The sequence below is a fragment of the Paraburkholderia sp. DD10 genome (assembly GCF_049177125.1).
GTDB lineage: Bacteria > Pseudomonadota > Gammaproteobacteria > Burkholderiales > Burkholderiaceae > Paraburkholderia > Paraburkholderia terricola.
In genome coordinates, this window is the sequence record NZ_CP185393.1 from 2,385,129 (window position 1) to 2,410,887 (window position 25,759).

The 25,759-nt window shown below is 64.4% G+C and carries 24 protein-coding genes; 11 read left to right on the forward strand and 13 right to left on the reverse strand.

Annotation, left to right across the window (positions count from 1 at the left end; genetic code table 11):
* Positions 1–53 precede the first annotated feature (53 nt).
* A complete protein-coding gene (locus ACOCG7_RS25970) occupies positions 54–767 on the forward strand; it encodes an ArsR/SmtB family transcription factor (protein WP_083086543.1) in 714 nt (237 codons plus the stop codon).
* Positions 768–983: 216 nt separating this feature from the next.
* A complete protein-coding gene (locus ACOCG7_RS25975) occupies positions 984–3,845 on the forward strand; it encodes a DUF6600 domain-containing protein (protein ID WP_083086542.1) in 2,862 nt (953 codons plus the stop codon).
* Between the two features lie 116 nt (positions 3,846–3,961).
* On the opposite strand, the gene ACOCG7_RS25980 is transcribed toward ACOCG7_RS25975, so the two are convergent.
* A complete protein-coding gene (locus ACOCG7_RS25980) occupies positions 3,962–4,933 on the reverse strand; it encodes a thymidylate synthase (RefSeq protein WP_083086540.1) in 972 nt (323 codons plus the stop codon).
* Between the two features lie 283 nt (positions 4,934–5,216).
* Positions 5,217–6,614, reverse strand: coding sequence for a sigma-54 dependent transcriptional regulator (locus tag ACOCG7_RS25985; RefSeq protein ID WP_073427204.1), 1,398 nt, complete (start codon positions 6,612–6,614; stop codon positions 5,217–5,219).
* A gap of 789 nt (positions 6,615–7,403) precedes the next feature.
* On the opposite strand from ACOCG7_RS25985, the gene ACOCG7_RS25990 reads away from it, so the two are divergent.
* Positions 7,404–7,904, forward strand: a complete 501-nt coding sequence (locus ACOCG7_RS25990) for a dihydrofolate reductase (RefSeq protein WP_073427203.1) — start codon at positions 7,404–7,406, stop codon at positions 7,902–7,904.
* Positions 7,905–8,008: 104 nt separating this feature from the next.
* Here the strand turns inward: ACOCG7_RS25990 and pmbA are convergent, their stop codons facing one another.
* Positions 8,009–9,379 (reverse strand): metalloprotease PmbA, encoded by a 1,371-nt coding sequence (gene pmbA / locus ACOCG7_RS25995; RefSeq protein ID WP_073427202.1) that lies wholly within the window; start codon positions 9,377–9,379, stop codon positions 8,009–8,011.
* 399 nt (positions 9,380–9,778) lie between these two features.
* Here pmbA and yjgA point away from each other — a divergent pair, with 399 nt between their 5' ends.
* Positions 9,779–10,390, forward strand: coding sequence for a ribosome biogenesis factor YjgA (gene yjgA / locus ACOCG7_RS26000; RefSeq protein ID WP_083086651.1), 612 nt, complete (start codon positions 9,779–9,781; stop codon positions 10,388–10,390).
* The gene (gene mog / locus ACOCG7_RS26005) at positions 10,371–11,015 is read left to right on the forward strand and encodes a molybdopterin adenylyltransferase (protein ID WP_083086538.1); all 645 of its coding nucleotides are present in this window, start codon (positions 10,371–10,373) and stop codon (positions 11,013–11,015) included. Before yjgA ends, mog begins: the two co-directional genes overlap by 20 nt.
* A 22-nt stretch (positions 11,016–11,037) precedes the next feature.
* Here mog and orn read toward each other — a convergent pair whose 3' ends face one another.
* Positions 11,038–11,646, reverse strand: a complete 609-nt coding sequence (gene orn / locus ACOCG7_RS26010; RefSeq protein WP_073427200.1) for an oligoribonuclease — start codon at positions 11,644–11,646, stop codon at positions 11,038–11,040.
* A 145-nt stretch (positions 11,647–11,791) separates the two neighbouring features.
* Here orn and ACOCG7_RS26015 point away from each other — a divergent pair, with 145 nt between their 5' ends.
* Genes ACOCG7_RS26015 through ACOCG7_RS26025 form a run of 3 tightly spaced genes read left to right on the forward strand, consistent with a single transcriptional unit; the run spans position 11,792 to position 14,350 of the window.
* Positions 11,792–13,051 (forward strand): M48 family metallopeptidase, encoded by a 1,260-nt coding sequence (locus tag ACOCG7_RS26015; RefSeq protein ID WP_073427199.1) that lies wholly within the window; start codon positions 11,792–11,794, stop codon positions 13,049–13,051.
* A complete protein-coding gene (gene rsgA, locus ACOCG7_RS26020; RefSeq protein WP_083086535.1) occupies positions 13,048–13,998 on the forward strand; it encodes a ribosome small subunit-dependent GTPase A in 951 nt (316 codons plus the stop codon). Before ACOCG7_RS26015 ends, rsgA begins: the two co-directional genes overlap by 4 nt.
* 31 nt (positions 13,999–14,029) lie before the next feature.
* Positions 14,030–14,350, forward strand: a complete 321-nt coding sequence (locus ACOCG7_RS26025; protein ID WP_073427197.1) for a DUF2007 domain-containing protein — start codon at positions 14,030–14,032, stop codon at positions 14,348–14,350.
* Between the two features lie 41 nt (positions 14,351–14,391).
* Here the strand turns inward: ACOCG7_RS26025 and ACOCG7_RS26030 are convergent, their stop codons facing one another.
* The 6 genes from ACOCG7_RS26030 to rpsP all read right to left on the reverse strand — a co-directional run bounded on the left by ACOCG7_RS26030 (position 14,392) and on the right by rpsP (position 18,694).
* Positions 14,392–15,330: a CobD/CbiB family protein gene (locus ACOCG7_RS26030; protein WP_083086533.1), complete on the reverse strand. Its 939-nt coding sequence runs from the start codon at positions 15,328–15,330 to the stop codon at positions 14,392–14,394.
* A gap of 114 nt (positions 15,331–15,444) precedes the next feature.
* On the reverse strand, positions 15,445–16,167 hold the full coding sequence (locus ACOCG7_RS26035; protein WP_083086531.1) for a CoA pyrophosphatase: 723 nt from the start codon (positions 16,165–16,167) through the stop codon (positions 15,445–15,447).
* A gap of 92 nt (positions 16,168–16,259) precedes the next feature.
* Positions 16,260–16,649 carry a 50S ribosomal protein L19 gene (gene rplS / locus ACOCG7_RS26040; RefSeq protein WP_073427194.1) on the reverse strand — a complete coding sequence of 130 codons (390 nt, stop codon included), beginning with the start codon at positions 16,647–16,649 and terminating at the stop codon, positions 16,260–16,262.
* Positions 16,650–16,801: 152 nt separating this feature from the next.
* Positions 16,802–17,569, reverse strand: coding sequence for a tRNA (guanosine(37)-N1)-methyltransferase TrmD (gene trmD / locus ACOCG7_RS26045; RefSeq protein WP_083086529.1), 768 nt, complete (start codon positions 17,567–17,569; stop codon positions 16,802–16,804).
* A gap of 24 nt (positions 17,570–17,593) precedes the next feature.
* Complete coding sequence (gene rimM / locus ACOCG7_RS26050) at positions 17,594–18,319, reverse strand: ribosome maturation factor RimM (RefSeq protein ID WP_421377862.1); 726 nt, start codon at positions 18,317–18,319, stop codon at positions 17,594–17,596.
* Between the two features lie 120 nt (positions 18,320–18,439).
* The gene (gene rpsP / locus ACOCG7_RS26055) at positions 18,440–18,694 is read right to left on the reverse strand and encodes a 30S ribosomal protein S16 (protein WP_006050280.1); all 255 of its coding nucleotides are present in this window, start codon (positions 18,692–18,694) and stop codon (positions 18,440–18,442) included.
* Positions 18,695–18,864: 170 nt separating this feature from the next.
* Between rpsP and ACOCG7_RS26060 the strand changes: the two genes are divergently transcribed.
* Positions 18,865–20,055 (forward strand): PQQ-dependent sugar dehydrogenase, encoded by a 1,191-nt coding sequence (locus tag ACOCG7_RS26060; protein ID WP_244744791.1) that lies wholly within the window; start codon positions 18,865–18,867, stop codon positions 20,053–20,055.
* 124 nt (positions 20,056–20,179) lie between these two features.
* Positions 20,180–20,647, forward strand: coding sequence for an NINE protein (locus ACOCG7_RS26065; RefSeq protein WP_083086525.1), 468 nt, complete (start codon positions 20,180–20,182; stop codon positions 20,645–20,647).
* Between the two features lie 14 nt (positions 20,648–20,661).
* On the opposite strand, the gene ACOCG7_RS26070 is transcribed toward ACOCG7_RS26065, so the two are convergent.
* Together ACOCG7_RS26070 and ACOCG7_RS26075 are read right to left on the reverse strand one after the other, a co-directional pair.
* The gene (locus ACOCG7_RS26070; protein WP_083086523.1) at positions 20,662–21,789 is read right to left on the reverse strand and encodes a PA0069 family radical SAM protein; all 1,128 of its coding nucleotides are present in this window, start codon (positions 21,787–21,789) and stop codon (positions 20,662–20,664) included.
* Positions 21,790–21,871: 82 nt separating this feature from the next.
* Positions 21,872–22,360, reverse strand: a complete 489-nt coding sequence (locus ACOCG7_RS26075; protein ID WP_073427188.1) for an Lrp/AsnC ligand binding domain-containing protein — start codon at positions 22,358–22,360, stop codon at positions 21,872–21,874.
* Between the two features lie 165 nt (positions 22,361–22,525).
* Between ACOCG7_RS26075 and ACOCG7_RS26080 the strand changes: the two genes are divergently transcribed.
* Entirely contained in the window at positions 22,526–23,812 is a 1,287-nt protein-coding gene (locus ACOCG7_RS26080) for a D-amino acid dehydrogenase (protein WP_083086521.1), read from the forward strand.
* A gap of 92 nt (positions 23,813–23,904) precedes the next feature.
* Here ACOCG7_RS26080 and ACOCG7_RS26085 read toward each other — a convergent pair whose 3' ends face one another.
* A complete protein-coding gene (locus tag ACOCG7_RS26085; RefSeq protein ID WP_073427186.1) occupies positions 23,905–25,695 on the reverse strand; it encodes an acyl-CoA dehydrogenase in 1,791 nt (596 codons plus the stop codon).
* Positions 25,696–25,759 lie beyond the last annotated feature (64 nt).

Consider the following 25,759-nt stretch of genomic DNA (forward strand, 5'->3'; position numbering starts at 1 on the left):
CCGATACAGTGACCGCATGACGCCCCATCCGCGCCGCCAACGGAGATACCCGAATGACCGCTACGCTTGCAGACCAACAGAACCATTTTCCGGGGCTGAGCCGAATCGGCGCATTGCTCGCCGACCCCGGCCGTGCCGCGATGCTATGGGCGTTGATGGACGGCAGCGCCCGCCCAGCCGGCGAACTGACGATGATCGCCGGGCTCTCGCCCTCGGCGGCCAGCGCGCACCTCGCGCGGCTGACCGACGGCGGCTTGCTCGCCCTCGAGGTGCGCGGCCGGCATCGCTATTTCCGCATCGCCTCGGCTGACATCGCCGCGTCGATCGAAGCGCTCGTCAACGTCGCACAAGCCAGCGCGCCGCAGCGGCCCGTGCCGCGCGCGGCGCGCACCGTGCCGCTCGACATGCGCTACGCCCGCACCTGCTACGACCACATGGCCGGCGAGCTGTCGGTGCGGGTGTTCGCGCGACTTGTCGAGCGAGGTCTGCTGACGCTGCACGGCACGTCGCTCGAAGCCACGCCTGAAGGCGCCGTTCGTTTCGCCGACTGGGGCATCGACCTGTCCGCGCAGAAGAGCCGGCGGCGGCGCTTTGCCTGCACCTGTCCCGACTGGAGCGAGCGGCGTCCGCATCTGGGCGGCGCGCTCGGCGCGGCCCTGCTGGATTCGTGGTCCACGCACGGCTGGGTCGAACGCACGGAGCGCCCCCGAATCCTGCGCGTCACGCCCGCCGGGCATCGGCATTTCGATGCGTTTCTGGCCGCTTGAATCACGGCTGAAAAACACGGCTCATCGAGCGCTCCGATTACAGAAAATCCGCAATCGGCTTACGAAAGACCTTCCCGGAAGCCTTCTCCGGCTTGGGCGAGACCTTTTGTTACACGCTGGTGAGGCGGCCTTACAAAAGTGGGGGCCTTGAAACAAACGCTGCGGGTACAGTGGGTTCACGGTTGCTGCACATGCACCATCCGTCGGAGAGAGCTCATGAGAATAGTGACCACACCCCAGCATTCGAAACGCCGCCCCACCCGCCCTACGCCGATCGCCAGGGCGGTCTGTCTCGCGACCTGTCTCGCGGGATTGCTGTTCACGACGCACGCCGCGCTGGCGCAGGAAACCGGCGAGGCGCCCCAGGGCGCGGCCAGCCAGAACACCGATCCGCCCGGACGCGTCGCGCGTCTGAACTACATGGCCGGCACCGTGACCACTGAGCCGGCCGGCGCCAATGACTGGTCGTACGCGCAGATCAATCGGCCCCTCACCACGGGCGACCAGTTGTGGAACGATCAGAACGCGCGCTCGGAGTTGCACATCGGCTCGACCGCGGTGCGCCTCGGCCAGTCCACCAGCCTCGACCTGCTCAATCTCGACGACAACAGCGCGCAGCTAAAAGTCGCGCAGGGCACGCTGTCGGCACGGGTGCGAGAACTGCCGCCGGGCTCGTCGTATGAAATCGACACGCCGAATCTGGCGCTCGGCCTGAACGGCCCCGGCGATTATCGGGTCGACGTCGCGCCGGACGGCAGCAGCACCACCGTCACCGTGCGCAGCGGCAGCGCGACCGCGTACGGCGACGGCGGCCAGGTGCCGGTCGCGGCCGGCCAGCAAGTGCGCTTTGCCGGCACCAACCTGCAACAAGTCGCCAACGACGGCGCGCCCGGTCCCGACGGCTTCGACCAGTGGGCCGCGAGCCGTGACGCCGCGGAAGACCGCTCGGTGTCGGCGCGCTACGTATCGCGCGAAATTCCCGGCTACCAGGATCTCGACGCCAACGGCACGTGGCGCAGCAGCCCCGAATACGGCGAAGTGTGGGTGCCGCGCGCCACGCCCGCCGGCTGGGCGCCCTACCACGACGGCCATTGGGTATGGCAGGCGCCGTGGGGCTGGACGTGGGTCGACGACGCGCCGTGGGGCTTCGCGCCTTACCACTACGGCCGCTGGGCCTATGTCGACGACTCGTGGGCATGGGTGCCGGGACCGGTGGTGGTCAGCCAGCCGCCGGTGTATGCGCCGGCGTTGGTGGCCTTTGTCGGCGGCGGTGGCGGCGGCGTCGACTGGGGCGTGAATCTGGCCATCGGCGGCGCCGCCGCGGCCGGCGTCGCGTGGTTTCCGCTCGGGCCGGGCGAGCCGTGGCATCCGCGCTGGGGAGATCGCGATCATTGGAGTCCGCGTTACTACGAACGCGTGAATCAGACGACGATCGTCAACAACTACAACCGCAACGTGACGAATGTGAATGTGACCAACATTCACAACACCTACGTCAACTATCGCGCCCCGGGCGGCGTGACCGCGGTGCCGGCGACGGCGTTCGTGCATGGTCAATCGGTCGGGCGCTTCGCGCAGAAGGTCGATCCGCAGCAATGGCGCAATGCGCGGATCAATCCGGGGGCGCCCGGTATCGCGCCGGTGCGCGAGAGCTTTGGGCCGGGCCTGCGCAACGCCAATTACCGGCCGCCGGCGGGGGTGATGGCGCGTCCGGTGGTCGCGACGCGCAATCCGGCGATGCCGGCCGCCTACCACGACAGTCTCGCGCAGCGCTTCGCGCAAGGCGGCGGACGGGTGCCGGGCGCCGGTCAGCCGATCGTCCGAACCTCGGTCCCGGCGCGCATGGCGGGCGGTCCGGGCGCGCTGCCGGTGCAGAATGTGCGGGTCGTGCAGTCGCATATCCCCGGACGTCCGCCAGGGGTAGCGCCGGGTGCGCCGGGTGCGCCTGGTGGAACGGTGGGCTCGTCGGCCGCGCCGGGGACGCCTGGTGCGCGGGGAGCGGCGGGTGCGCCGGGTGGACCCGCGCCAGTCGGTGCGCTTGGGACGACCGGTGGGCGGGAAACGCCCGGAGCGCCGGGCGGGCCGACGGGCATGCAGCAGCCTGGACAGCGGCCTCGGCCTGGCGAAGCACCGATTAACCAGCGTGCCGGCGAACCGCAAGGGCGGCCCGGCATGCCGCCGCAGACCGCCAACGGGCGCCAGCCGCCTGGCGACGGGGGTCATCCGTCAAATGGCGTGCCGCGCCCGCCACAAGCGGCGGTTGGTGGCAATCCAAACGCTTTCGTCCAGCAACGCGGCGGGCCGCAGCAATCGGAAGCGAACGGACGCCATGAGCCCGTCTGGACGCAGCCGCATGCGCCGATGGCCCAGCAGGCGCAATCCGGGCAACCGGGACAGGCGCGCGGTGGTTCGCAGGAGCAGGCCGCACGGCCGGGCTTCGCGCCGCAGCCTGGCGCCGATGCGCGCGGCGGAATGCAGCCTCGCGGTGTGCCGCGTCCGGCGGACAACATGGCTTCGGCGCAGCAGATGCAACGTCAGCCTGAAGCGCAGGTGCCGCGTCCGGCGGATGTCCCGCAGATGCGGCAGGAGCCGCGCCAGGACGCTTATGCGCAAGCGGCGCAGCAGCAAGCGCGTCAGGAAGCTCGTCCGCAACCGACACCGCAGCCTCGCCAAGAGCCGCGTCCGCAGCAGGTTCAGCAACAGCCGCGTCCAGAGTTCCATCCGCAGCCGGCGCCACAGCCGCGCCTTGAGCCGCGTCCGCAGCAAGTTCAGCAACAACCGCGTCCAGAGTTCCATCCGCAGCCGGCGCCACAGCCGCGTCCCGAACCGCGTCCGCAGCAAGTTCAGCAACAACCGCGTCCAGAGTTCCATCCGCAGCCGGCGCCACAGCCGCGTCCTGAGCCGCGTCCGCAGCAGGTTCAGCAACAGCCGCGTCCGGAGTTTCATCCGCAGCCGGCGCCACAGCCGCGTCCCGAGCCGCGCCCACAGCAGGTTCAGCAGCCGCGCCCGCAACCCCAGCCGCAGCACGGCGAGCAGCATTCAGGCGGCGGCAATCGCGATGAGCATCACAAAGGTTGAGCGCCAGCCGAATTCCAGCGCCCTTCGCTCCGCGTGCTCATAGGCAGGAAGAAAAAACCCCCGCGATTCACGTCGCGGGGGTTTTTCCTTGATCAGCCTGCCTGCCGGGTGGACGCTCAAACCGCCATCGGCGCCGTCAACGGCTCGTGATGCCGGTAACCCACCAGCGAGAAATCCGACGGCTCGATCTTCTCGAGCCATTCCGGCTCGTAAACGCCGGTTTTGGCATAGTCCGGCACGCGATCCGAGATCGCGAAGGACGGGCTGTCGTAGGGCTCGCGCCCGAGTTGTTGACGCAGCATGTCGAGCTGATTCTCGTAGATATGCGCGTCGCCGATGAAGTAGGTGAACCAGCGCGGCGTGTACCCCGTCAGGCGGCCGACCAAGTGCAGCAAGGCCGCGCCTTCGGTCAGGTTGAACGGCGTGCCGAGGCCGACATCGTTGCTGCGAATGTACAGGCACAGCGAAATCTCGCGGCGCGCCACGTTCGGCAGAAACTGGTAAAGCAGGTGGCAAGCCGGCAACGCGATCTGATCCAGCACCGCGGGGTTCCAGGCGTGAAACAGAATGCGCCGGTCGGCGGGGTTCTGCATGATCGTGTCGAGGCACTGGCGCAACTGGTCGATCGCCTTGTACAGCAGCACCTTGCGGCTGCCGTCTTCCTCGAATTCGGTCACGACGCGGAAGCCGCGCGCGCTCGCGTCGGCCAGCTGCGCGCTCGCGCTTGCGTCCAGCACCTTGTACGCCGGCCACTGACGCCACTGCACGCCGTACACGTCGCCGAGATCGTCCGGACCCTGGCGATACGGATTGGCGAGCCACTGCGGATTCTGGTTGGCGTTCGCGTCCCACACCTTGCAGCCGAGGTCGCGGAAATCGGCGGCGCTGCGCGACGCGCGCAGGAACCCGACCAGTTCGCCCACCGCCGACTTGAACGCCAGCTTTTTCGTGGTCACTGCGGGAAAGCCCTGCTGGAGATCGAAGCGCAACATGGCGCCCGGCATGCTGATGGTGCGGATGCCGGTGCGGTTCTCCTGCCACGTGCCGGTATCGAGGATCATGCGGACGAGGTCCAGGTATTGTTTCATGCGGTTTCCTTCGACGAGGCGCGTGCCGCCGTCAGTACGCGTCACGGGGATTGAGCGAAAAACCGATTTTAGCAAGCGCGGGCAGGCAACGTCCGGTCGCGGCGTGCATCGAGGAAAACATCGCGGAAGGGAGCGCTATGGGCAACGCTGGGCAAGATGGAGACGCGCGCTCGGTCCAGGCCGTTGGCGGCCTCCGGCAAACTCGCATGAAGCGCATGCCGGGCTCGCCGACACGCATCGAGACCCGCTCGGGACTCGTCAGGACCCCAGGCTGACCTCAGGCTCAGAGGTGCGGCACCGAAGCCGGCAAGTCTCCGCCGTGCGGCGCGGCGAGCGGTTCGCCTTCCATATGGCGCATGCCGTGCGAGCACAGCAGACGATACAGCGTCACCCGCGAAATGCCGAGTTCCTGCGCCGCGTCGCCAAGCCTTCCGCGATGGCGCAGTAGCGCCAGTTCGATCGCCTGGCGCTCCGCCGCTTCGCGCGCTTGCGCGAGCGAGACCGGCACGATCTCGACGTATTCGGCCAGTTCCAGATCGCGCGCGGTGATCGCGCGCCCTTCGGACATCACAATGGCCCGCCGCACGCGGTTGATCAATTCACGCACGTTGCCCGGCCAGCCGTAGTTATGCAGCGCCGCGATGGCGTCCGGCGCAAAGCCGCGCAAGCGCCGGCTCGCATCCTTCTTGAAACGCTCCAGCATGTGCCGCGCGAGGAGTTCGATGTCCTTGCCGCGCGCGCGCAGCGGCGGTTCGTCGATTTGCAGCACGCACAGGCGGTGATACAGGTCGGAGCGGAAGCGCCCTTCGATCATCGCCGCGGTCATGTCCACGTGAGTGGCCGAAATGATCCGCACGTCGACGTCGATCGCGCCGTGGCCGCCCAGCCGCTCCACCTTGCGCTCCTGCAGGAAACGCAGCAGGCTCGCCTGGCTTTCGAGCGGCAGGTCGCCGATTTCGTCGAGAAAGAGCGTGCCGCCGTTGGCCGCTTCCACCCGGCCGATCTTGCGCTGGTTGGCGCCGGTGAACGCACCGCGCTCGTAGCCGAATAATTCAGATTGCAGCAGATGCGGCGGAATCGCGCCGCAGTTGATCGGCACGAAGGGCGCGTTGCGGCGCGCCGAGCGTTCGTGAATCGCGACCGCGGTCAACTCCTTGCCGGTGCCCGATTCGCCCGAGATGAATACCGGTGCGTCGGTCATCGCCACTTTGCGAATGGAGCGGAACAGCGCGAGCATGGCGTCGCACGAGCCGACCATTTCGCCCTCCGCGCCTTGCGAACCATCGTTCGAAGCCGGTTCGCCCAGCGAGATCATTCCGTAGGCGTGCCCGACCGAATCGACGATCCTGTCGCCCGCATACGGCACCGTGACATAGTCGAAACAGTAGTCGCGCACGAGCCGGCGCAAGGCGGCGTCCTGCAATTGCCCGGGCATGGTGGCCGCGACCCAGCCGACATTCGGCATGGTGAGGCAGGATTCGAACGCGGCGATTTCGTGCGGCTGAAAATGGCTGGACAGATCGAGCAGTCCGCCCGCGGCCATTCCGGCGCGAACGGCACGGCGCACGTCGCGCGCCGATCCCACGACCTCGACTTGCCAGCCGCGCTGGTGAAAGCGGGTATTCAGTTCCGCGCTCGGATCGCGCGAAACGTAAATCAGTTGCCGCGTTGCGGGTTCCATTATTCAGATCCTCTCGTCAACGAACGTTAAGGATGACGCACGTACCTGAACCACGTTCAGACACGCTGACTCGTCCGGGATTCGCGAAATAGCAAAAACCGAACGGCCATTCCATTCCGTGCGGACAGCTGATCCCCAAGAAAAGCGGCGTGTGTGTTTGAAACGGCCCGTGAGTGGGCTTTTTTAAATGCGAAGCTGTTTTTACAGAGCTTACTATACGCGCGTCGCTTGGAAAACAACTATGCGAATTTAATCAGCGGATCATTGGAGCAAGGGATGGAGCGCCAATAGACCCTTATTCAGCCGACGAATTAAACAAATCCCGGCAAGCGCTTTTTCGTGTTCGCCGTCCATGTAGTTCATACCATGCGAATTAAGCCATTGCAGTATTTTCCATCTGCCGTTTCAATGCTGAAACATTTCTGCCCGTTTCGCTTATTGCCACGCCAGGAATTACCGATCCCATCCCTATCCGCCAATGGATTGCCAGCGATGGCACGCATTTCGCTAAATAATCCCCATCAAGGAGATATATCGTGCGATCCGCTTTGCGCCGCGATCCCGGGGATATTCCGGCTCGCGTGATCTTATGGGACGAACTTGCGCCGCCTTCGCCGCTGCCGATCCCCGTGGACGCCGCACGGAGTAATGCCGCCAATCATCTGACAAGGTAGGCGGACCGGATCGAACTGCGCGAACAGGTGCAAGCCGCCGCACCGGAGCCTGACGAGGCGGCGCCCGCCACCGCGTCAGGTAGAATCGCTCCGGTTATGTTCCCTTTCCCATTCGATGACGACGCTCACCCTGATCGTCGCTCGCGCCAATAATGGCGTGATCGGCCGCGACAACCAGTTGCCCTGGCGACTTCCCGAAGATCTTGCGTTCTTCAAGCGCACGACCATGGGTGCGCCCATCATCATGGGCCGCAAGACGCATGAATCGATCGGCCGGCCGCTGCCGGGACGCCGCAACATCGTCGTGACGCGCGATGCCACGCGCCGTTTTCAGGGTTGCGACACCGCGACGACGCTGCAGGAGGCGCTCAAGCTCGCCGCGCGAGATCAGGCGCCCGAAGCGTTCCTGATCGGCGGCGCGCAGTTGTATGAGGAAGGTCTGCGTCGGGCCGACAAGCTCATCGTCACCGAGATCTCCGCCGACTTCGAAGGCGACGCAACCTTCCCCGCGCTCGATGAAAACGAGTGGCAAGAAGTCGCGCATGAAACGCATCGCGCGCATGCGCCGAATGATTTCGACTACGCGTTCGTCACCTATAAACGCAAGGGCGTTTAAGGTTTTTGCGGCGCCCATGAAAAACGCCACGCAATCACTTGCGTGGCGTTTCCGTTTGCAGCGCCGGGCATGCTGCACAACCGGCGGCCAAAAACCAGAACCGCTTACTGGCCCGCGATCGTCATCCGCTCGATCAGCACCGAGCCGGTTTGCTTGGTGCCGCGCGTGATCGTATCCGCGCCGATTGCGACGATATGGTGGAACATTTCCTGCAACGTGCTCGCCACCGTGATTTCCTCGACCGGATACTGGATCTTGCCGTTCTCGACCCAGAAGCCCGACGCGCCACGCGAATAGTCGCCCGTCACGTAATTCACGCCCTGGCCCATCAGTTCGGTGAGCAACAGGCCCGTGCCGAGTTTCCTCAGCATCTCCTCGAAGTCGTCCTCCGCGCGCGTGGTCGAACTGCGCAACGACAGATTGTGCGAGCCGCCCGCATTGCCGGTGGTCTGCATGCCGAGCTTGCGCGCCGAATAGGTGGAGAGGAAATAGCCTTCCACCACGCCGTCTTTCACGACCGAACGCTGCCGCGTGCGCACGCCTTCCTCGTCGAACGGCGCGCTACCCATTGCACGCGCGACATGCGGATCCTCGACCACCTGCACGTGCGGCGCGAACACCGGCTTGCCGAGGCTATCGACCAGAAACGACGTCTTGCGGTATAGCGCGCCCCCGCTCGTGGCCTGCACGAACGCGCCGAGCAGGCCGGCGGCGAGCGGCGCTTCGAACAGCACCGGCACCTTGCGAGTATCGAGTCCGCGCGCGCCGATGCGCGCCAGCGCGCGTTGCGCCGCGTAACGGCCGACCGCTTCAGGATCGGCCAGGTCTTCCGCGCTGCGGGTGGACGTGTACCAGTCGTCGCGCTGCATGTTGCGGCCGCTACCGGCGATCGGCGCGCACGCGACATAGTGGCGCGAGTACGGATAGCCCGCGAGGAAACCGCGCGAGGTGGCGAGCACGAACTGCGAGTGCTGCGCCGAAACGCTTGCGCCTTCCGAGTTCTTGATTTGCGGATCGGTGGCGAATGCGGCGTCTTCCGCGCGGCGGGCGATTTCGACGGCTTCGTCCGCCGAGAGATTCCACGGGTGATACAGGTCGAGGTCGCGCGGCGCGGTTTCGAGCAACTCCGCTTCCGCGAGACCCGCGCAGTCGTCTTCAGCGGTGAAGCGCGCGATGTTGTACGCCGCCGCCACCGTGTCCTTCAAGGCCTGCGACGAAAAATCCGAAGTGCTCGCGTTGCCGCGCTTGTTGCCGATGAATACGGTCACGCCGACCATCTTGTCGCGGTTGTGCTCGATCGTCTCGACTTCGCCGCGCCGCACGGAAACGGACAGGCCGTCGCCCTCGGAAATCTCGGTTGCCGCGTCGGTGCCGCCGAGCGACTTCGCGTGACGAAGGATGTCCGAGGCGATTTCCTTCAGTTCATCCTGGGTATGCGGAAAAAAGCGCTGCTTGACGTCCATGTCTGCTGCCATTGTCGTTGCCGTCCTGTTCGGGGCCGGGCGGCCCTGTGGGTTCACACATGCCACGCACTTGCGTGCGCATTTGCATCGTTAAGCATCCCGCGATCATAGCAAGGTACGCGCTGGTGTACCTGGCATTCGCGGCTGTTTCCCTGCATTCTCCGGGCCTCGTGGTGCCGCTGCTTCGCTGCCGCTTCGGGGTGTTGCCTGGGCACTGCCTGGTTGTGGCTTTCGTGCCGCCCAGGTGCGGCTTGAATGCGGCTCGAATGCGGCCTGGATGCTGCCGCTGTGCCGTCGAGCCGCGGCTCAGTTACGACCGGCTGCCGCTTTAACGCCGCCCGTTGTCCCGCGCGATGCCGTATGGGCGACAACACGGCGGGTTCAGCAAGCCCGGCACGCTACAATATCGGTATGACACGCAAAACCCGCATTCAACCGATCGAATCCGCCGAGCCGGAAGTCGACGAAAACGGCTACGACCGTCCGAGCAAGTCCCAGCTCAAGCGCGAAATGCACGAGCTGCAGGAACTGGGCTCGGCGCTCATCGCGCTGCCCAAGGACGCGCTCAAGCGCATGCCGATGCCCGAAAAGCTCGACGACGCCGTGCGTGAAGCGCGCCGCATCACCGATCACGAAGGCAAGCGCCGCCAGGTGCAATACGTGGGCCGCGTCATGCGCTCGCTGCTGGACGACGAAACCGCCGCGCTGCGCACCGCGCTCGACACGTACAACGGCGTCAACAAGGCGGAAACGGCCAAGCTCCACTGGATCGAACGCACTCGCGAGAAACTGCTCGCCGACGACGCCGCGCTCACCGAGTTCATCCGCCAGCATCCGAACGCCGACCCGCAGCAGGGCCGCACGCTGATCCGCAACGCGCGCAAGGAAGCGCAGCAGAGCAAGCCGCCGCGCTACTTCCGCGAACTGTTCCAGTGGATCAAGAATGCGGACGGCCCCGCCGCCGGCACCGATTCCGCAGCCGACGACGCCCTGGAAGACGACGATGACGACCGCGACGAATAAGCTGACGCGTCAGCACCCCGACGAAATCGTGATCGGCCTCGTGTCGATCAGCGACCGCGCCTCCACCGGCGTGTACGAGGACAAGGGGATTCCGGCCTTGCACGAATGGCTCGCCGCCGCCTTGACCTCGCCGTGGCAGGTGGTCACCCGCCTGATTCAGGACGACGCGCCCACCATTTCCGCCACGCTCACCGAACTGGTCGACGAAGCAGGCTGCGATCTGGTGCTGACGACCGGCGGCACCGGCCCGTCGCGCCGCGACGTGACGCCCGAAGCGACCCTTGCGGTGGCGACGAAGGAAATGCCCGGCTTCGGCGAGCAGATGCGGCAGATCAGCCTGAATTTCGTGCCCACCGCGATCCTGTCGCGCCAGGTGGCGGTGATCCGCGAAACCGCGGACCACGCGGCGCTGATCATCAATCTGCCGGGGCAACCGAAGTCGATCAGGGAAACGCTGGAAGGCCTGCGCGACGCCGAAGCGGGCGGCGCCGTGAAAGTGCCGGGCATCTTCGCCGCGGTGCCCTATTGTCTCGACCTGATCGGCGGCCCGTATGTGGAAACCAACGCCGCCGTGGTGAAGGCGTTCCGGCCGAAGAACGCGGTGCGCGCCCCCCGGCAGGCTTGACTCGCGAACAGCGCTTGCCGCGTTACATCACCACCGGCGCTTGCGGGGCCGTCGGAATCAGGAAATGCTCGCGGTAGTACTTGAGTTCCTCGATCGACTCATGAATGTCGGCCAGCGCCGTGTGCAGCGCGCGCTTCTGGAAGCCCTTGTAGATGGCCGGCTGCCAGCGGCGGCACAGTTCCTTCAGCGTGCTCACGTCGAGATTGCGGTAATGGAAGAAGCGCTCCAGATCCGGCATCCAGCGCGCCATGAAGCGGCGGTCCTGGCAGATCGAGTTGCCGCACATCGGCGATTTGCCCGGCGGCACGTAGGCGCTGAGAAAGTCGCGGATCTGTTCGGTGGCGTCGGCTTCGCTCACCGTCGAGGCCTTCACGCGGTCGATCAGACCCGAGCGGCCATGCGTGTTCTGGTTCCACTGATCCATCCTGGCGAGCGTCTCGTCGCTCTGATGAATCGCCAGCACCGGCCCCTCGACCATCCTGTCGAGCGTCGAATTCGTCACCACCACCGCGATTTCGATGATGCGGTCGGAATCCGGTTCGAGCCCGGTCATTTCCATGTCGAGCCAGACGAGATTCATGTCGCTGCGCACGAGCGACGGATGTTCGATGGAGGCGAGGATGTCAGTCATGAAGGGCAGCCCTGTATCCGCGCAGACGGCCTCCCAGGAAGCCCGCTTGCCGCGGCGAATGTTCGTTTGAAATTGGTTTGAGCGTGTCCCGCCTGGCGGCGGGAAGAAACATATAATTCTCGCATAGATACCACGGAATCCCTGGATGCCTACCCTGTACTTCACCGTCCTGTTCGTCGTCGCCGTCGTGGCGATGGTCGGCACCAAACTGTGGCTCGCGTCGCGGCAGATCCGCTTCGTCGCCGGCCATCGCGAGCAGGTGCCGAGCCAGTTCGCGGGCACTATCGCGCTCAGCGCGCATCAGCGCGCCGCGGATTACACCGTCGAGCGCACCCGTCTGACGATGATCGAGGTCGTGGTCAGCGCGGCCGTGTTGATCGGCCTCACGTTGCTCGGCGGCGTGCAGGCGCTCGATCTGGCGATCTCCGATTGGCTGGGCCGCGGCTATGCCGGCCAGATCGCGCTGGTCGCGGCGGTCATCGCGATCACCAGCGTGATCGACCTGCCGTTCGATTACTACCGGCAATTCGTGGTCGAGCAGCGCTTCGGCTTCAACCGGATGAGCAAGGGCATTTTCTTTCTGGACCGTCTGAAGGGCGTGCTGCTCGCCGCGGCGTTCGGCCTGCCGCTGCTGTTCGTCGTGCTGTGGCTGATGAACCGCGCCGGCAGCCTGTGGTGGCTGTGGACGTGGATCGTCTGGGTGGTGTTCCAGATGCTCGTGCTGGTGCTGTATCCGTCGTTCATCGCGCCGCTCTTCAACAAGTTCGAGCCGCTCAAGGACGAAGCGCTGAAAAGCCGCATTGAAGCGCTGATGAAACGCTGCGGTTTCGCCGCCAAGGGCCTCTTCGTGATGGACGGCAGCCGCCGTTCGGCGCACGGCAACGCGTACTTCACCGGCTTCGGCGCGGCCAAGCGGATCGTGTTCTTCGACACCTTGCTCGCGCGCCTGTCGGGCAGCGAGATCGAGGCGGTGCTTGCGCATGAACTCGGCCACTTCAAGCGCCGTCACGTGATCAAGCGCATGCTCGTTACCTTCGCGATCAGCCTTGTGATGCTCGCCCTGCTCGGCTGGCTGAAGGAAAGCGTGTGGTTCTATGAAGGGCTGGGCGTGCGGCCGTCGCTGCTCGGCGGCAATGACGGACTTGCGCTGGTGCTGTTCTTCCTTGCACTGCCGGTATTCATCTTCTTCGTCACGCCGCTCGGCAGCCTCAGTTCGCGCAAGCATGAGTTCGAAGCCGACGCGTTCGCCGCCACGCAAACCGATGCACATGACCTCGTCAACGCGCTCGTCAAGCTCTATGAAGACAACGCGTCGACCCTGACGCCCGATCCGCTCTATACCGCGTTCTACTACTCGCATCCGCCGGCGTCGCAGCGGATCGACCGCCTGCTGCGGCACGCATGAGCGGCCGCTCCCCGAAAGCGCCGCGCGCTCCGTCCAGCACGCGCGTAGGCGGCCTCGTGGTGGCGGCTCATGGCCGCCATTACCTCGTCGCGCCGGAAGACGGCGGCGCCATGCTCCAGTGCTTCCCACGCGGCAAACGCAGCGAAGTGGCGGTCGGCGATCGTGTGATCTACGAGCCGACCTCGGCGGATCAGGGCGTGATCGTCGAGATCGGCGAGCGGCGCAATCTGCTGTACCGCTCCGATCAGTACAAGTCGAAACTCTTCGCGGCGAATCTCGATCAGTTGCTGATCGTGCTCGCGACCGAGCCGCATTTCAGCGAGGACCTGCTCGGGCGCGCGCTGGTCGCCGCCGAGGCGCACGAGCTGAAGCCGTTGATCGTGCTGAACAAGATCGACGTTGTGGCAGAACTGGAAGGCGCGCGTACCCGGCTGGAACGCTATCGCGCGCTCGGCTATACGGTCGTGGAAGTGTCGATCAAGATGCAGCCCGATGCCGCGCGCGCGGCGTTGATCGAGCATCTGCACGGTCATTCGACGCTGCTGCTCGGGCAGTCGGGCATGGGCAAGTCGACGCTGGTCAATCTGCTGATTCCGAACGCCGAAGTCGCCACGCGCGAGATTTCTACCGCGCTGAACAGCGGGCGTCATACCACCACCTTCACGCGGCTCTACCCGCTGCGTGACAGCGCGGACGGCGACGGCGGTGCGTTGATCGACTCGCCCGGCTTCCAGGAATTCGGCCTGCACCATCTGACCGAAGGCCGGCTCGAGCGCGCGTTCCCCGAATTCCGCCCGCTGCTGCCGAATTGCCGCTTTTACAACTGCCATCACTTGCACGAGCCGGGTTGTGCGATTCTCGAAGCGGTCGCCGACGGCCGCATCCGGCGCGAGCGGCACGCGTTGTACGCGCAACTCGTGCATGAAGCCAGCCAGATCGTTCGGTGAAGCACGTCGCCGTCACCCTCCTGGACTCACGATGAAATTGATGCGAGCGCCGAACCTGATCATCGGACAGCATTGGGTCAATGTGCTCGAAGCGGCGGGCATTGCCTGCGAGTTGCACAACCGCTACCTGAACGGCGCGCTCGGCGATATTCCAGCGGATCAGTGCGCGCCGGAATTATGGCTGGTCGATGAACGGGATGAGGCGATGGCGCGGCAGTTGATCGATGCCGCTTCGCGTGGGCCTGCCTCGGGGTCGCCTGCGTGGCAATGTCGCAAGTGCGGTGAGACGCTCGAAGCGCAGTTCACCGTATGCTGGCAGTGTGGGACGGCGCGGGATCCGCGAGACGGGTGAAGCGGTTCGGGGCTGCCCTTAGGCAAGCCTCGAACGGAGCCTCAAGCGAGCCATACGGCGATCGTCAGCATCAACAGCAGAATCATCCACAGCACCACCGCGCGCCAGACGAGGCCCACGGCCGATTGGAGCGTGCGAGGCGTGCAATCGTCACCGACCTGCATCGGACCGCCGTCGCCGGTGGCGAGCGCGTCCAGACTCGACGGCTCGGCAAGCGGCCCGCTCAGCCGCGCGCCCAATGCGCCGCTGCCCGCGGCCAGCAACACGCCGTCGTTGGCATCCGGCCACTGGCGCGCATGATTGCGCCACGCGTAAATCGCGTCCTCGAAATTACCGACGATCGCGAAGCCCAGCGACGTGAGCCGCGCCGGCACCCAGTCGATCACGAAGAAAGCGCGCTGCGCGAAGCTCGAAAACGCGATGGTGCGATCGTCGACCGGCCGTGCCCACGTGCGTGCCAGATATTCGGCGATCCGATACAGCACTGCGCCCGCCGGCCCGACCGGAATCAGGAACCAGAAGAACACGCCGAACACATGGCGATGCGAAGCGACCACCGCGTGAATCAGCGTATGACGCACGATCTCGCTGACGGGCATGTCGACGGTGTCGAGCCCGGTCCATTCACTGAGGATTTCACGCGCGCGCGGCACGTCGTCGTTGTTCAGCGCGAGGTGGATGTCCGTGAAGTAATGGCTGAACTGCCGGAAACCGAGCGTGAAGTACAGCACCGCGACGTTCCACAGGAACGCCAGCGCAAAATGGATGTGATACAGCACGTAGTAGACGAGCGCGACGGCCAGCGTCCAGGGCACCACCACCACGAGCCAGGCAAGCAAGCCATGCTTCGGCTTGCCGGCATCGAATCCGTGCGCCGCCGACTCCGCATGGTATTGAAGCAACGCCGATACGGGATTGTTCGGCGATAGCGCGCGTACCTGTTCAATGATCAGAGCCAGCAATACAGAGAAAAAAGTCATGCGGTGCGCCGTGCTTTTCGAGTTTTACGATTGTTATATAACGATAGCACAGGGTCGGATGCGACTGAGCGTGGACCTCGACAAACATCCGACAACCGCACAGTCTGCGTTGGCTTACGCCGCGAGAAAGCGATAGAAGTTGCGCAGCATCGCCGCCGTCGCGCCCCAGATGAAATAGTGGCCGCCTACTGAATTTGCACTTGCGCCGCCGTCGGATTCCAGCGACGCCGTACGCGGATACGGCATGGCGAAAAAGCGCCGCTCGCCGTTTTCCCAGCGGAACACGCGCTCTTCGTGATGCGCGGGGTTCATCAGAAAGGCGAGCGGCACCTCGAAGACTTCGGCCACTTCAAGCGCGTCGGCTTCCAATGTGAACGGCGGGTGCACGAGGCCGATCACCGGCGTGACGCGAAAACCGGTGCCCGTCAGATAGTCGGGCAACGCACCGAGGATCTCGACACGCGACGGATCGAGGCCGACCTCTTCCTGTGCTTCGCGCAGGGCGGTGGCGGTGGCGTCCGCGTCGAATGGCTCCTGACGGCCGCCTGGAAAGCTCACCTGGCCGGCATGATCGTTCAGATGGTCCGCGCGCTGGGTCAGCAGCACGGTCAGGCCGTGATCGCGGACCACCAGTGGCACCAATACCGCCGCGACTCGGGGATCGACGTGCGTATCGCGCCAGGGCGCTTCGACAATGGGTTCAGGCGCCCATGAAAGACGCTGTTCGAAGCGTGCGCGCAGACCGTCGGGCGTGAGACGTCCGCCGGACACCGGCGGCAGATCGGCGCCCGTCGCTTCGACAGGCAGGGTTTCAGGTTCAAAGACGGGGCGGATCAACGGGTCTCTCGAACGAGCGGATAGGGGACATGCCGCTATTTTGACCTGGCAAACAAAAAAGCACCCGCGAGGGGTGCTTTTTCTTACAGCATTTACGCTTGGGGAGCAGCGCGGTCTTTCTTCATGACCAGCTTTTCCTTGATCCGGGCCGACTTGCCCGAACGGTCGCGCAGGTAGTACAGCTTCGCACGACGCACGTCGCCGCGGCGCTTCACGACGATGCTTGCCAGCAGCGGCGAGTAAGTCTGGAACGTACGCTCGACGCCTTCGCCCGACGAAATCTTGCGGACGATGAACGACGAATTCAGACCACGGTTACGCTTGGCGATCACGACGCCTTCGTAAGCCTGAACGCGCTTACGCGTACCTTCAACCACGTTCACGCTGACGATCACCGTATCGCCGGGGGCGAAATCGGGAATGGTCTTATCGCCGAGGGCGCGCGCGATTTCTTCCTGCTCGAGTTTTGCAATCAGATTCATCACTGACTCCTAGGTCCATCTTGTCGGCGTTCGTACCTGCCTTGCGCGGAGTTTGTTTGCGCTCGGCTACGGCCCCGATAGAGGATGGGTTCACATCAGGCGCCGTACACGCATGTGCGGCACCGCCTATGTCCGCTCGAAAGATCGGGGCTTTACGCCTTCGACGCTTCCTTCGCGAGACTCGCGAGCCATGCCTCGTCGGCACGGCTCAACATCTTGTTCTTTCTGGCCTTCACGATCAGATCGGGCCGTTTGTTCAACGTGTTGCGCAACGCTTCACGCCGGCGCCACGCTTCGATTTCCGCATGATGGCCGCCGAGCAGCACATCGGGCACGCGCACGCCGTTGTATTCCTCGGGGCGCGTGTAGTGCGGACAATCCAGCAGCACGTCGACGAAACTGTCCTGCACCGCCGATTGCGAGTCGTTCAGCACGCCGGGCAACTGGCGCACGACCGCGTCCATCAAAGCCATGGCCGGCAATTCACCGCCTGACAGCACGAAGTCGCCAAGACTGACTTCTTCGTCCACGACACGGTCGAGCAAACGCTGATCGATCGCTTCATAGCGCCCGCACAACAGAATCAGACCGGGTTCGGCCGCGAACCGCATGACACGCTCGTGATTCAGCGTAGCGCCTTGCGGCGACATCATCACGACGCGCGATGCACCGATGCCCTGCTCCGCCTGCGCCGCTTTCGCCGCGCCGATCGCGTCTTCCAGAGGCTTGGCCAGCATCACCATGCCAGGTCCGCCGCCGTACGGGCGATCGTCGATCGTGCGGTAGTTGTCGGTGGTGAAATCGCGTGGATTCCACGTGCGCAACGCGTAGCGCTCCTGCTTCGCCGCCCGACTGGTGATACCCCAATCGGTCAGCGCGCGAAACATTTCAGGAAAGAGCGTGACGACATCGAACTGCATCGCTCTCTCCATTCAGCGAATTATTTAGTAATCGGCTTCCCATTCGACGACGATCTGCTTCGCCGCCTGGTCCACCGTTTTGACAAAGACGCCGACGAACGGGATCAAGCGCTCACCGGTGACCGGCTTGCCGCTTTTGTCGGCGGCCGGATATTCGATACGCATTACCGAGTGCGCACCGTTGTCGATCATGTCCGCAACCTTGCCGAGATGGACCCCGGCAACGTTCACCACATCCAGGCCGAGCAGGTCGACCCAGTAGAATTCGTCGGCTTCGAGAGCCGGGAATTCACTGCGGCTGATATAAACGCGGGAGCCGCGCAGTGCCAATGCGACATCGCGGTCAGTGACGCCGCCCAGATGGGCCACCACACTGTCGCTATGTATTTTCGCCTGCAACGACGGCGCCGACTTGCGCTCGTGACCTTTCAGCAGCCACCAGCGCTTAGCGCTCAGCAACGCGTCGCCGCCATGCCCGGCATCCGCATGAGCGGCTACCTTGACCCAGCCTTTGAGGCCGTAAGCGTCGACGATCGCGCCGACCTCGACCGCGTCGGCCGGCCAGCTTTCGGCCGTTTCCGCGCGCATTTCTGCTGCCCCGGAAGCGGCGCTTGCAACCTTGGCTTTCGCCTTGCCCTCGGCTCGTTCGACCGGCTTGCGGACGAATGCACCGAACGGCGCCTGATCAGACGTCTTCGCACGCGGGACGGTCCTGGCGGGACCTGAACTACCGGAATCACGCTCAGACATAAGAGAACCTCGCTGCCAACTTCGACGTCTGCTTCAGCACAACACTTCGCGCATCGGACTGCTCACGCAAGCGGCGCGAGCCGCCGGCCGAACCGACGACGATACGCATGCGAGCGGCCATTAAGCAGCCGGCTGCGCCTTTTGCGCTTCTTTCACGAGACGCTCGACGGTCGGCGACAGTTGCGCGCCAACGCCTTGCCAGTACGTCAGGCGGTCTTGAGCGATACGCAGCGATTCACCCTTCGTAGCGACCGGGTTGTAAAAGCCAACGCGCTCGATGAAGCGGCCGTCACGACGGTTACGCGAATCGGTTGCGACGATGTTGTAGAACGGGCGCTTCTTGGAGCCGCCACGAGCCAAGCGGATGATGACCATACTAGAATCCTTGAAAACCGGGGTTCGGAACGACTGAAACACGCGATTATAGCGGGAAACCAACGCCTTAACAAACACTTACCCGGATAAACTGGGCGACGACGTGGCCCCGGCCATACCGCGGGGCTCCAGATCATATCCAAACGCCCGCACCACCTGATGGAGCGCCTGTGAAATTCCCGCCGCCAACTGTGCTTTTGCTTGCGTTATTCACCCTCTTCGCGCGGCTTGCCGGCCTGGCGCGCTCCTCACGCCTTCGCGCTCGGGCCCGGCGCTCCGCGACAGCCCTGTGGCTCGCCGCCATAGTCCCGCCGGCGCTTGCCGCGCCGCCGATCGAACGTATCAAAGTTCCGCCCGGCTTCCACGTCGAGGTCTTGTCGGACGCCGTACCAAGCGCGCGCGCCATGGCGCTGTCGCCGAAGGGCATTCTCTATATAGGAAGCTTCGACGGCCGCGTCTACGCGCTCGAACTGCAAAACGGACGCGCGACCGCACGCCATGTGCTCGCCTCCGGCCTCGACATGCCCGTGGGCGTAGCTTGGCGGGATGGCGCGCTGTATGTGTCCGCCGTGTCGAAAATCTTGCGTTTCGATGCGATCGACACCCGTCTGAACAATCCGCCCAAGCCCACCGTCGTTACCGATAAATTGCCCGCCGAGACACACCACGGCGCCAAATTCATCGCTTTCGGGCCGGACGGCAAGCTGTATGTGCCGCAAGGCGCGCCGTGCAACGTCTGTCTGAAGGACCGCAGCCGGTACGCGCTGATCGGCCGGATGGACCCGGACGGCAGTCATTACGAAGTCGTGGCGCGCGGCATCCGCGACACGGTCGGCGTCGACTGGCATCCGGTGACCCACGAGTTGTGGTTCACCGACAACGGCCGCGACCTGATGGGCGACGACGTGCCGGACGACGAACTCAACCGTGCGCCGCGCGCCGGCATGGACTTCGGTTTTCCGTATTGCCACGGCGTCGGGACGCCCGACCCCGAATTCGGCAAGGATCATCCGTGTAGTTCATTCACGCCGCCAGCGTTCAAGCTCGGCGCGCACGTCGCGGCGCTCGGCATGCGGTTTTATAGCGGCTCGATGTTTCCGCCCGCCTATCGGAACAATATTTTCATCGCCGAACATGGTTCGTGGAATCGCAGCAAGAAAGTGGGCTACCGGGTAGTGCGGGCAACGCTCAACCCGGACGGCGGCGACGCCCGCCAGGAAGTATTCGCCGAAGGTTGGCTCCAGCCCGGCGAAGCCGTGTGGGGCCGCCCCGCCGACGTGCTGCCGATGCCCGACGGCTCGCTGCTGATCAGCGACGATTACGCCGGCGCCGTCTACCGCGTGACGTATTCAGCGCCTTAGCCCGCCGCGGCGCGACCGCCCGCCACGTGCCCGGCGGCGCGTGGCGGGCGTAGAATGCGCACCGGTCCGCGCCCACCGGTGCGCCGCTCCTTTCGACCGCCCCGTTACTTCTGCCCTCGCCTACATGTCCACCCTTGCTTCGACTTCATCGCGGTTCAAATCCAAGACAATGACCGCCGCGCTGGCGTTCTTCTTCGGCAGCCTCGGAGCTCACCGCTTCTATCTCCACGGCATGCGCGACATTTACGGCTGGGCGCATTTGCTCGGCACGCTGATAGGCATTCCGGGCGCCATGCTGGTGGTGGCGAGCGAACGCGCTTCGATGCTCGGCTGGGCCTTGGCGTTTCCGGGCGCGGTTTCGCTGCTCGCCGCGTTTCTTGCCGCGATCGTCTACGGGCTGCGTCCCGACGAGAAATGGGATGCGCAGTTCAACGCGCGGACCCAGCGCAAAAGCCGCTCCGGCTGGACCGTCATTTTCATCGTGATCTTTTCGTTGCTGATCGGCGCGTTCCTGCTGATGACAGGCCTCGCCATTTCATTCCAGACCTACTTCGAAGGCCAGGTGCAAGCAGCTAAAGCACTCTCGCAATAACAGCCGCGCGTCGGCTAGAAAAGATCCAGTTGGGAATCGTCACGCGCCGGTTCGACCCGACGGAAGTGCGACATATCGAGAATGCCGCGGTCACGCCGGTTCAATCCCAGACGGCGCACGGCATTCTGGAAGCGCTGCTTGAGCAGATCCGCCCACAAGCCTTCTCCCTTCATTCGTTTGGAGAAGTCGGAGTCGTAGTCCTTTCCTCCCCGCATATCGCGCACACGGCCCATGACCCGTTCCGCGCGATCGGGAAAATGCGCCGCGAGCCAGTCTTTGAATAGCGGCGCCACTTCCCACGGAAGACGCAGCACGATATAGCTCGCATTGCACGCGCCGGCTTCGGCACACGCCTCCAGCACACGCTCCATATCCGGTTCGGTGACGAACGGGATCACTGGCGCGATGCTGACGCCGACCGGAATGCCCGCCTCACTCAACGTGCGGATGGTGCGCAACCGGCGCGACGGCGTGGCCGCGCGCGGTTCGAGGGTGCGGGCGATTTCCGCGTCCAAGGTGGTAACGGTGATCGCCGCCATGAATTGACCACGCGCCGCCATTGGCGCGAGCAGATCGAGATCGCGCTCGATCAGCGACGATTTCGTGATCGCCGCAAACGGATGGTTGCGCTCGCCAAGCACCTCCACCACCCGCCGCGTGAGCCGCAAATCGCGCTCGACGGGCTGCCAGGCGTCGGTATTGACGCCCAGCGCGATCGGCTCCGGCACGTAGGATTTTTTCGACAGTTCGCGCTGGAGCAATTCCGGCGCGTTCACCTTCGCGTAAATGCGGCTTTCGAAGTCGAGCCCCGGCGACAGCCCCAGATAACTATGCGTGGGCCGCGCAAAACAATAAATACAACCGTGTTCGCAGCCGCGATACGGATTGAGCGACACGCCGAACGGAATGTCCGGCGACGCGTTGCGCGTGAGAATGCTTTTGGCGCGCTCTTCGAACACCTGAGTGCGCAAGGCCTTGGGCTCGCCCTCTTCCTCTGCCGCGGACAGCCAGCCGTCGTCCACCGCCTCACGCTGGTCGACTTCGTAGCGGCCTTGCAGATTCGTCACGGCCCCCCGCCCCTTGCGAGGGGTGGGCGGAGCAATCGGAAATTCGGATGCGAAGCGGATGTGGGAGTTGGTCATGGGTAGGCACGCAAAAACACCTGTATAAATATACAGTGTTTACGCCGTTTGTCGAGCCCTGCTTTGCGCGCCGCGCGGCGGTTTATTCGCCGACCGCGATCGTTAGCGTTTCCTTGATCTCTTCCATCACCACATAGCTTTTCGACTGCACCGCGCCGGGCAGTTGCAGCAGGATGTCGCCCAGCAGCTTGCGGTAATCCGCCATTTCGCCGATGCGCGCCTTGATCAGATAGTCGAAGTCGCCCGACACGAGGTGGCATTCCAGCACCTCGGGGATCTTCTGCACCTCGCGGCGGAACTGGTCGAACATGTTGCCGCTTTTGTGATCCAGCGTGATCTCGACGAATACGAGCAGCGCCGCGCCAAGCTCGGCGGGGTTCACGCGCGCGTGGTAGCCGGTGATCACGCCGTCGCGTTCCATTCGCTTGACGCGCTCGATGCACGGCGTAACCGACAGCCCGACCTGTTCCGCGAGGTCTTTCATCGCCATCCGGCCGTCCTGTTGCAGGAGCCGCAGAATCTTGTGATCGAGTTTGTCGAGGGACCGGACCGGTTGGCGTTGTGTACGCATGGTGTTTTTGCTGAAAATCCTGAAAATACAATAACAAAAACTGCCTGACTGTTAATAGTATAGCGGTTAACACTGGTTGGTCCGCGTTGCACCTCGTTAATCGAACGAATCCAAACGAATCGGCGAGCGCGCGCCGTCCTATCTCTTCCGTTTCCTGGAGCATCTATGCGAGTCGTCGTTTTGGGCAGTGGCGTCGTCGGGGTGACGAGCGCGTACTATCTGGCGCGCGCCGGCCATGAAGTGACCGTCATCGATCGCGAGGCGGGCCCGGCGCTCGAAACCAGTTTCGCCAATGCGGGGCAAATCTCGCCGGGTTACGCGTCGCCGTGGGCCGCGCCGGGCGTGCCGCTGAAAGCCGTCAAATGGATGTTTCAAAAGCATGCGCCGCTGGCCATTCGGCTCGACGGCACGCAATTCCAGTTGCAATGGATGTGGCAGATGCTGCAGAACTGCACGTCGTCGCGTTATGCGGTGAACAAGGGCCGCATGGTCCGGCTCGCCGAATACAGCCGCGACTGCCTGCAGGCGCTGCGCGCCGAAACCGGCCTTCAGTACGAAGGGCGCACCGGCGGCACGCTGCAGGTGTTCCGCACCCAGCAGCAATTCGACGGCGCCGCGAAAGACATCGCCGTGCTGCGGGAAGCCAACGTGCCGTTCGAACTGCTGTCGCCGGCCGAACTGGCGCAAGCCGAACCGGCGCTCGCCGCGGTGTCGCACAAGTTGACAGGCGGGCTGCGTCTGCCGGGCGACGAAACCGGCGACTGCCAGATGTTCACCACGCGCCTCGCCGCGCTCGCCGAGCAACTGGGCGTGAAATTCCGCTACAACACGCCGATCGACGCGCTCGCGTTGGCGGGCGACCGCATCGCGGGCGTACAGTGCGGCGGTGAACTGGTGCGCGCCGATTCGTTCGTCGTCGCGCTGGGTTCGTACTCGACCCAATTCCTGTCCGGTCTGGTCAAGATTCCGGTCTATCCGCTCAAGGGTTATTCGATCACCGCGCCAATCGTCAACGAAGCGGCGGCTCCCGTTTCAACCGTGCTCGACGAAACCTACAAGATCGCGATCACGCGTTTCGACAACCGCATTCGTGTCGGCGGCATGGCGGAGATCGTCGGCTTCGACAAATCGTTGCGCGAGGCGCGCCGCGAAACGCTCGAGATGTGCGTGAACGATCTGTTCCCCGGCGGTGGCGATACGTCGAAGGCGAGCTTCTGGACCGGTCTGCGTCCAATGACGCCCGACGGCACGCCGATCGTCGGCCGCACGCCCGTGCCGAACCTGTTTCTGAACACGGGCCACGGCACGCTGGGCTGGACCATGTCGTGCGGCTCGGGCCAGTTGCTCGCCGACGTGATGTCGGGCAAGCAGCCGGCCATCAAGGCGGACGATCTGTCGGTGCATCGCTATCTCGGCGAGACCGGCGGTGCGCATCGGCCGGCTTATGCTTGAGGTTTAACGCCTGGCGGTTCGCCAGCGGTCTTCCAAAAACAAACGGCGCCTTCAATCAAGGCGCCGTTGTTGTTTAGCTCAAGCGTGCAACGTCAGAACTGGTCTTCCGACAACGCAAGCACGCCCTCGCCGCCCTTCGCATTGACGATCGACGCTTCCAGCGCCGACGCCAGCGGCAGCACATGCTCCGCGTAAAACTGCGCGGTCGCGATCTTGGCGCCGTAAAAGGACGGGTCCTCATCGCGCTTCTGAGCCGCCACGAGCAGCGCGCGCGCCATTTGCCAGCCGCCGAGCACGATGCCCGCGAGCTTCAGATACGGCACGCTGCCGGCAAACACCGCGTTCGGATCGCCCTTCGTATTCGCCACCACGAAATCGACCACCGCGCTCAACGAGCGATGTCCCTGCGCCAGATACGTCTTCATCGAATCGAACGCCGCCCCTTGCTGCGAACCCAGCGCCTCCACCGTTCCCGCAATGCCGGCGAGCAGCGACTTTGCCACCTTGCCGCCGTCACGCACGGTCTTGCGGCCGATCAGGTCGTTGGCCTGAATCGCGGTCGTGCCTTCGTAAATCGGCAGAATGCGCGCGTCGCGGTAATACTGCGCGGCGCCCGTTTCCTCGATGAAGCCCATGCCGCCATGCACCTGCACGCCGAGGCTCGCGACGTCGATCGACAACTCCGTGCTCCAGCCCTTCACGATCGGCACGAGAAATTCGTAGATCGCCTGATGTTCAGCGCGCGTGCCTTCATCGGGATGACGATGCGCGATATCGCAGTGAGCGGCGGCGACATAGGCGAGCGCGCGCGACGCTTCGGTGAGGCCGCGCATCGTCGCCAGCATGCGGCGCACGTCGGGATGCTGAATGATCGCCACCGGCTGCTTCGCGGAGCCATCCACCGGACGGCTTTGCACGCGATCCTTCGCGTACGCCACCGCTTTCTGATACGCGCGATCCGACACGGCGACCCCCTGCATCCCCACCGCAAAACGCGCCGCGTTCATCATGATGAACATATATTCGAGGCCGCGATTTTCCTCGCCGATCAGATGGCCGATCGCGCCGCCATGATCGCCGAATTGCAGCACGGCGGTCGGGCTCGCCTTGATGCCGAGCTTGTGCTCGATCGACACGCAATGCACGTCGTTGCGCTCGCCGAGCGAACCGTCTTCGTTGACGAGAAACTTCGGCACGATGAAGAGCGAAATGCCCTTGACGCCCTCGGGCGCATCCGGCGTGCGCGCCAGCACGAGATGGGCGATGTTCTTCGCCATGTCGTGCTCGCCCCATGTGATGAAGATCTTCGTGCCGAACAGCTTGAACGAACCGTCGCCCTGCGGCTCGGCGCGCGTGCGCACCAGCGCGAGATCGGAGCCGGCTTGCGGCTCGGTCAGGTTCATCGTTCCGGTCCATTCGCCGGAAATCAGCTTGGGCACATAGGTCTGTTTTTGCGCTTCGGTGCCGGCGGTGAGCAGCGCTTCGATCGCGCCGTCGGTCAGCAACGGACACAGCGCGAACGACAGGTTCGACGCGTTGAGCATTTCGACGCAGGGTGTCGCGATCAGCTTCGGCAGGCCCTGGCCCTCGTAGTCGACCGGATGCTGCACGCCTTGCCAGCCGCCTTCGGCGAACTGGCGGAACGCGTCCTTGAAACCCGGCGTGGCGGTGACCACACCGTCTTTCCAACTGCTCGGATTGCGATCGCCTTCGACGTTCAGCGGCGCCAGTACTTCGCCGCATAGTTTCGCCGATTCTTCGAGCACGGCCTGAGCCGTGTCGAGGTTCGCGTCCTCGAAGCCCGGCAGCGTCGCGATTTCCTCGAGACCGGCCAGTTCCTTCATCACGAACAGCATGTCCTTGATGGGCGCCGTATAGCTCATTTCAGTTCTCCTCCTGCCTTGATATAAAAAAAGGGCGCCGGACTTGATGGCCCCGCGCCCTTTC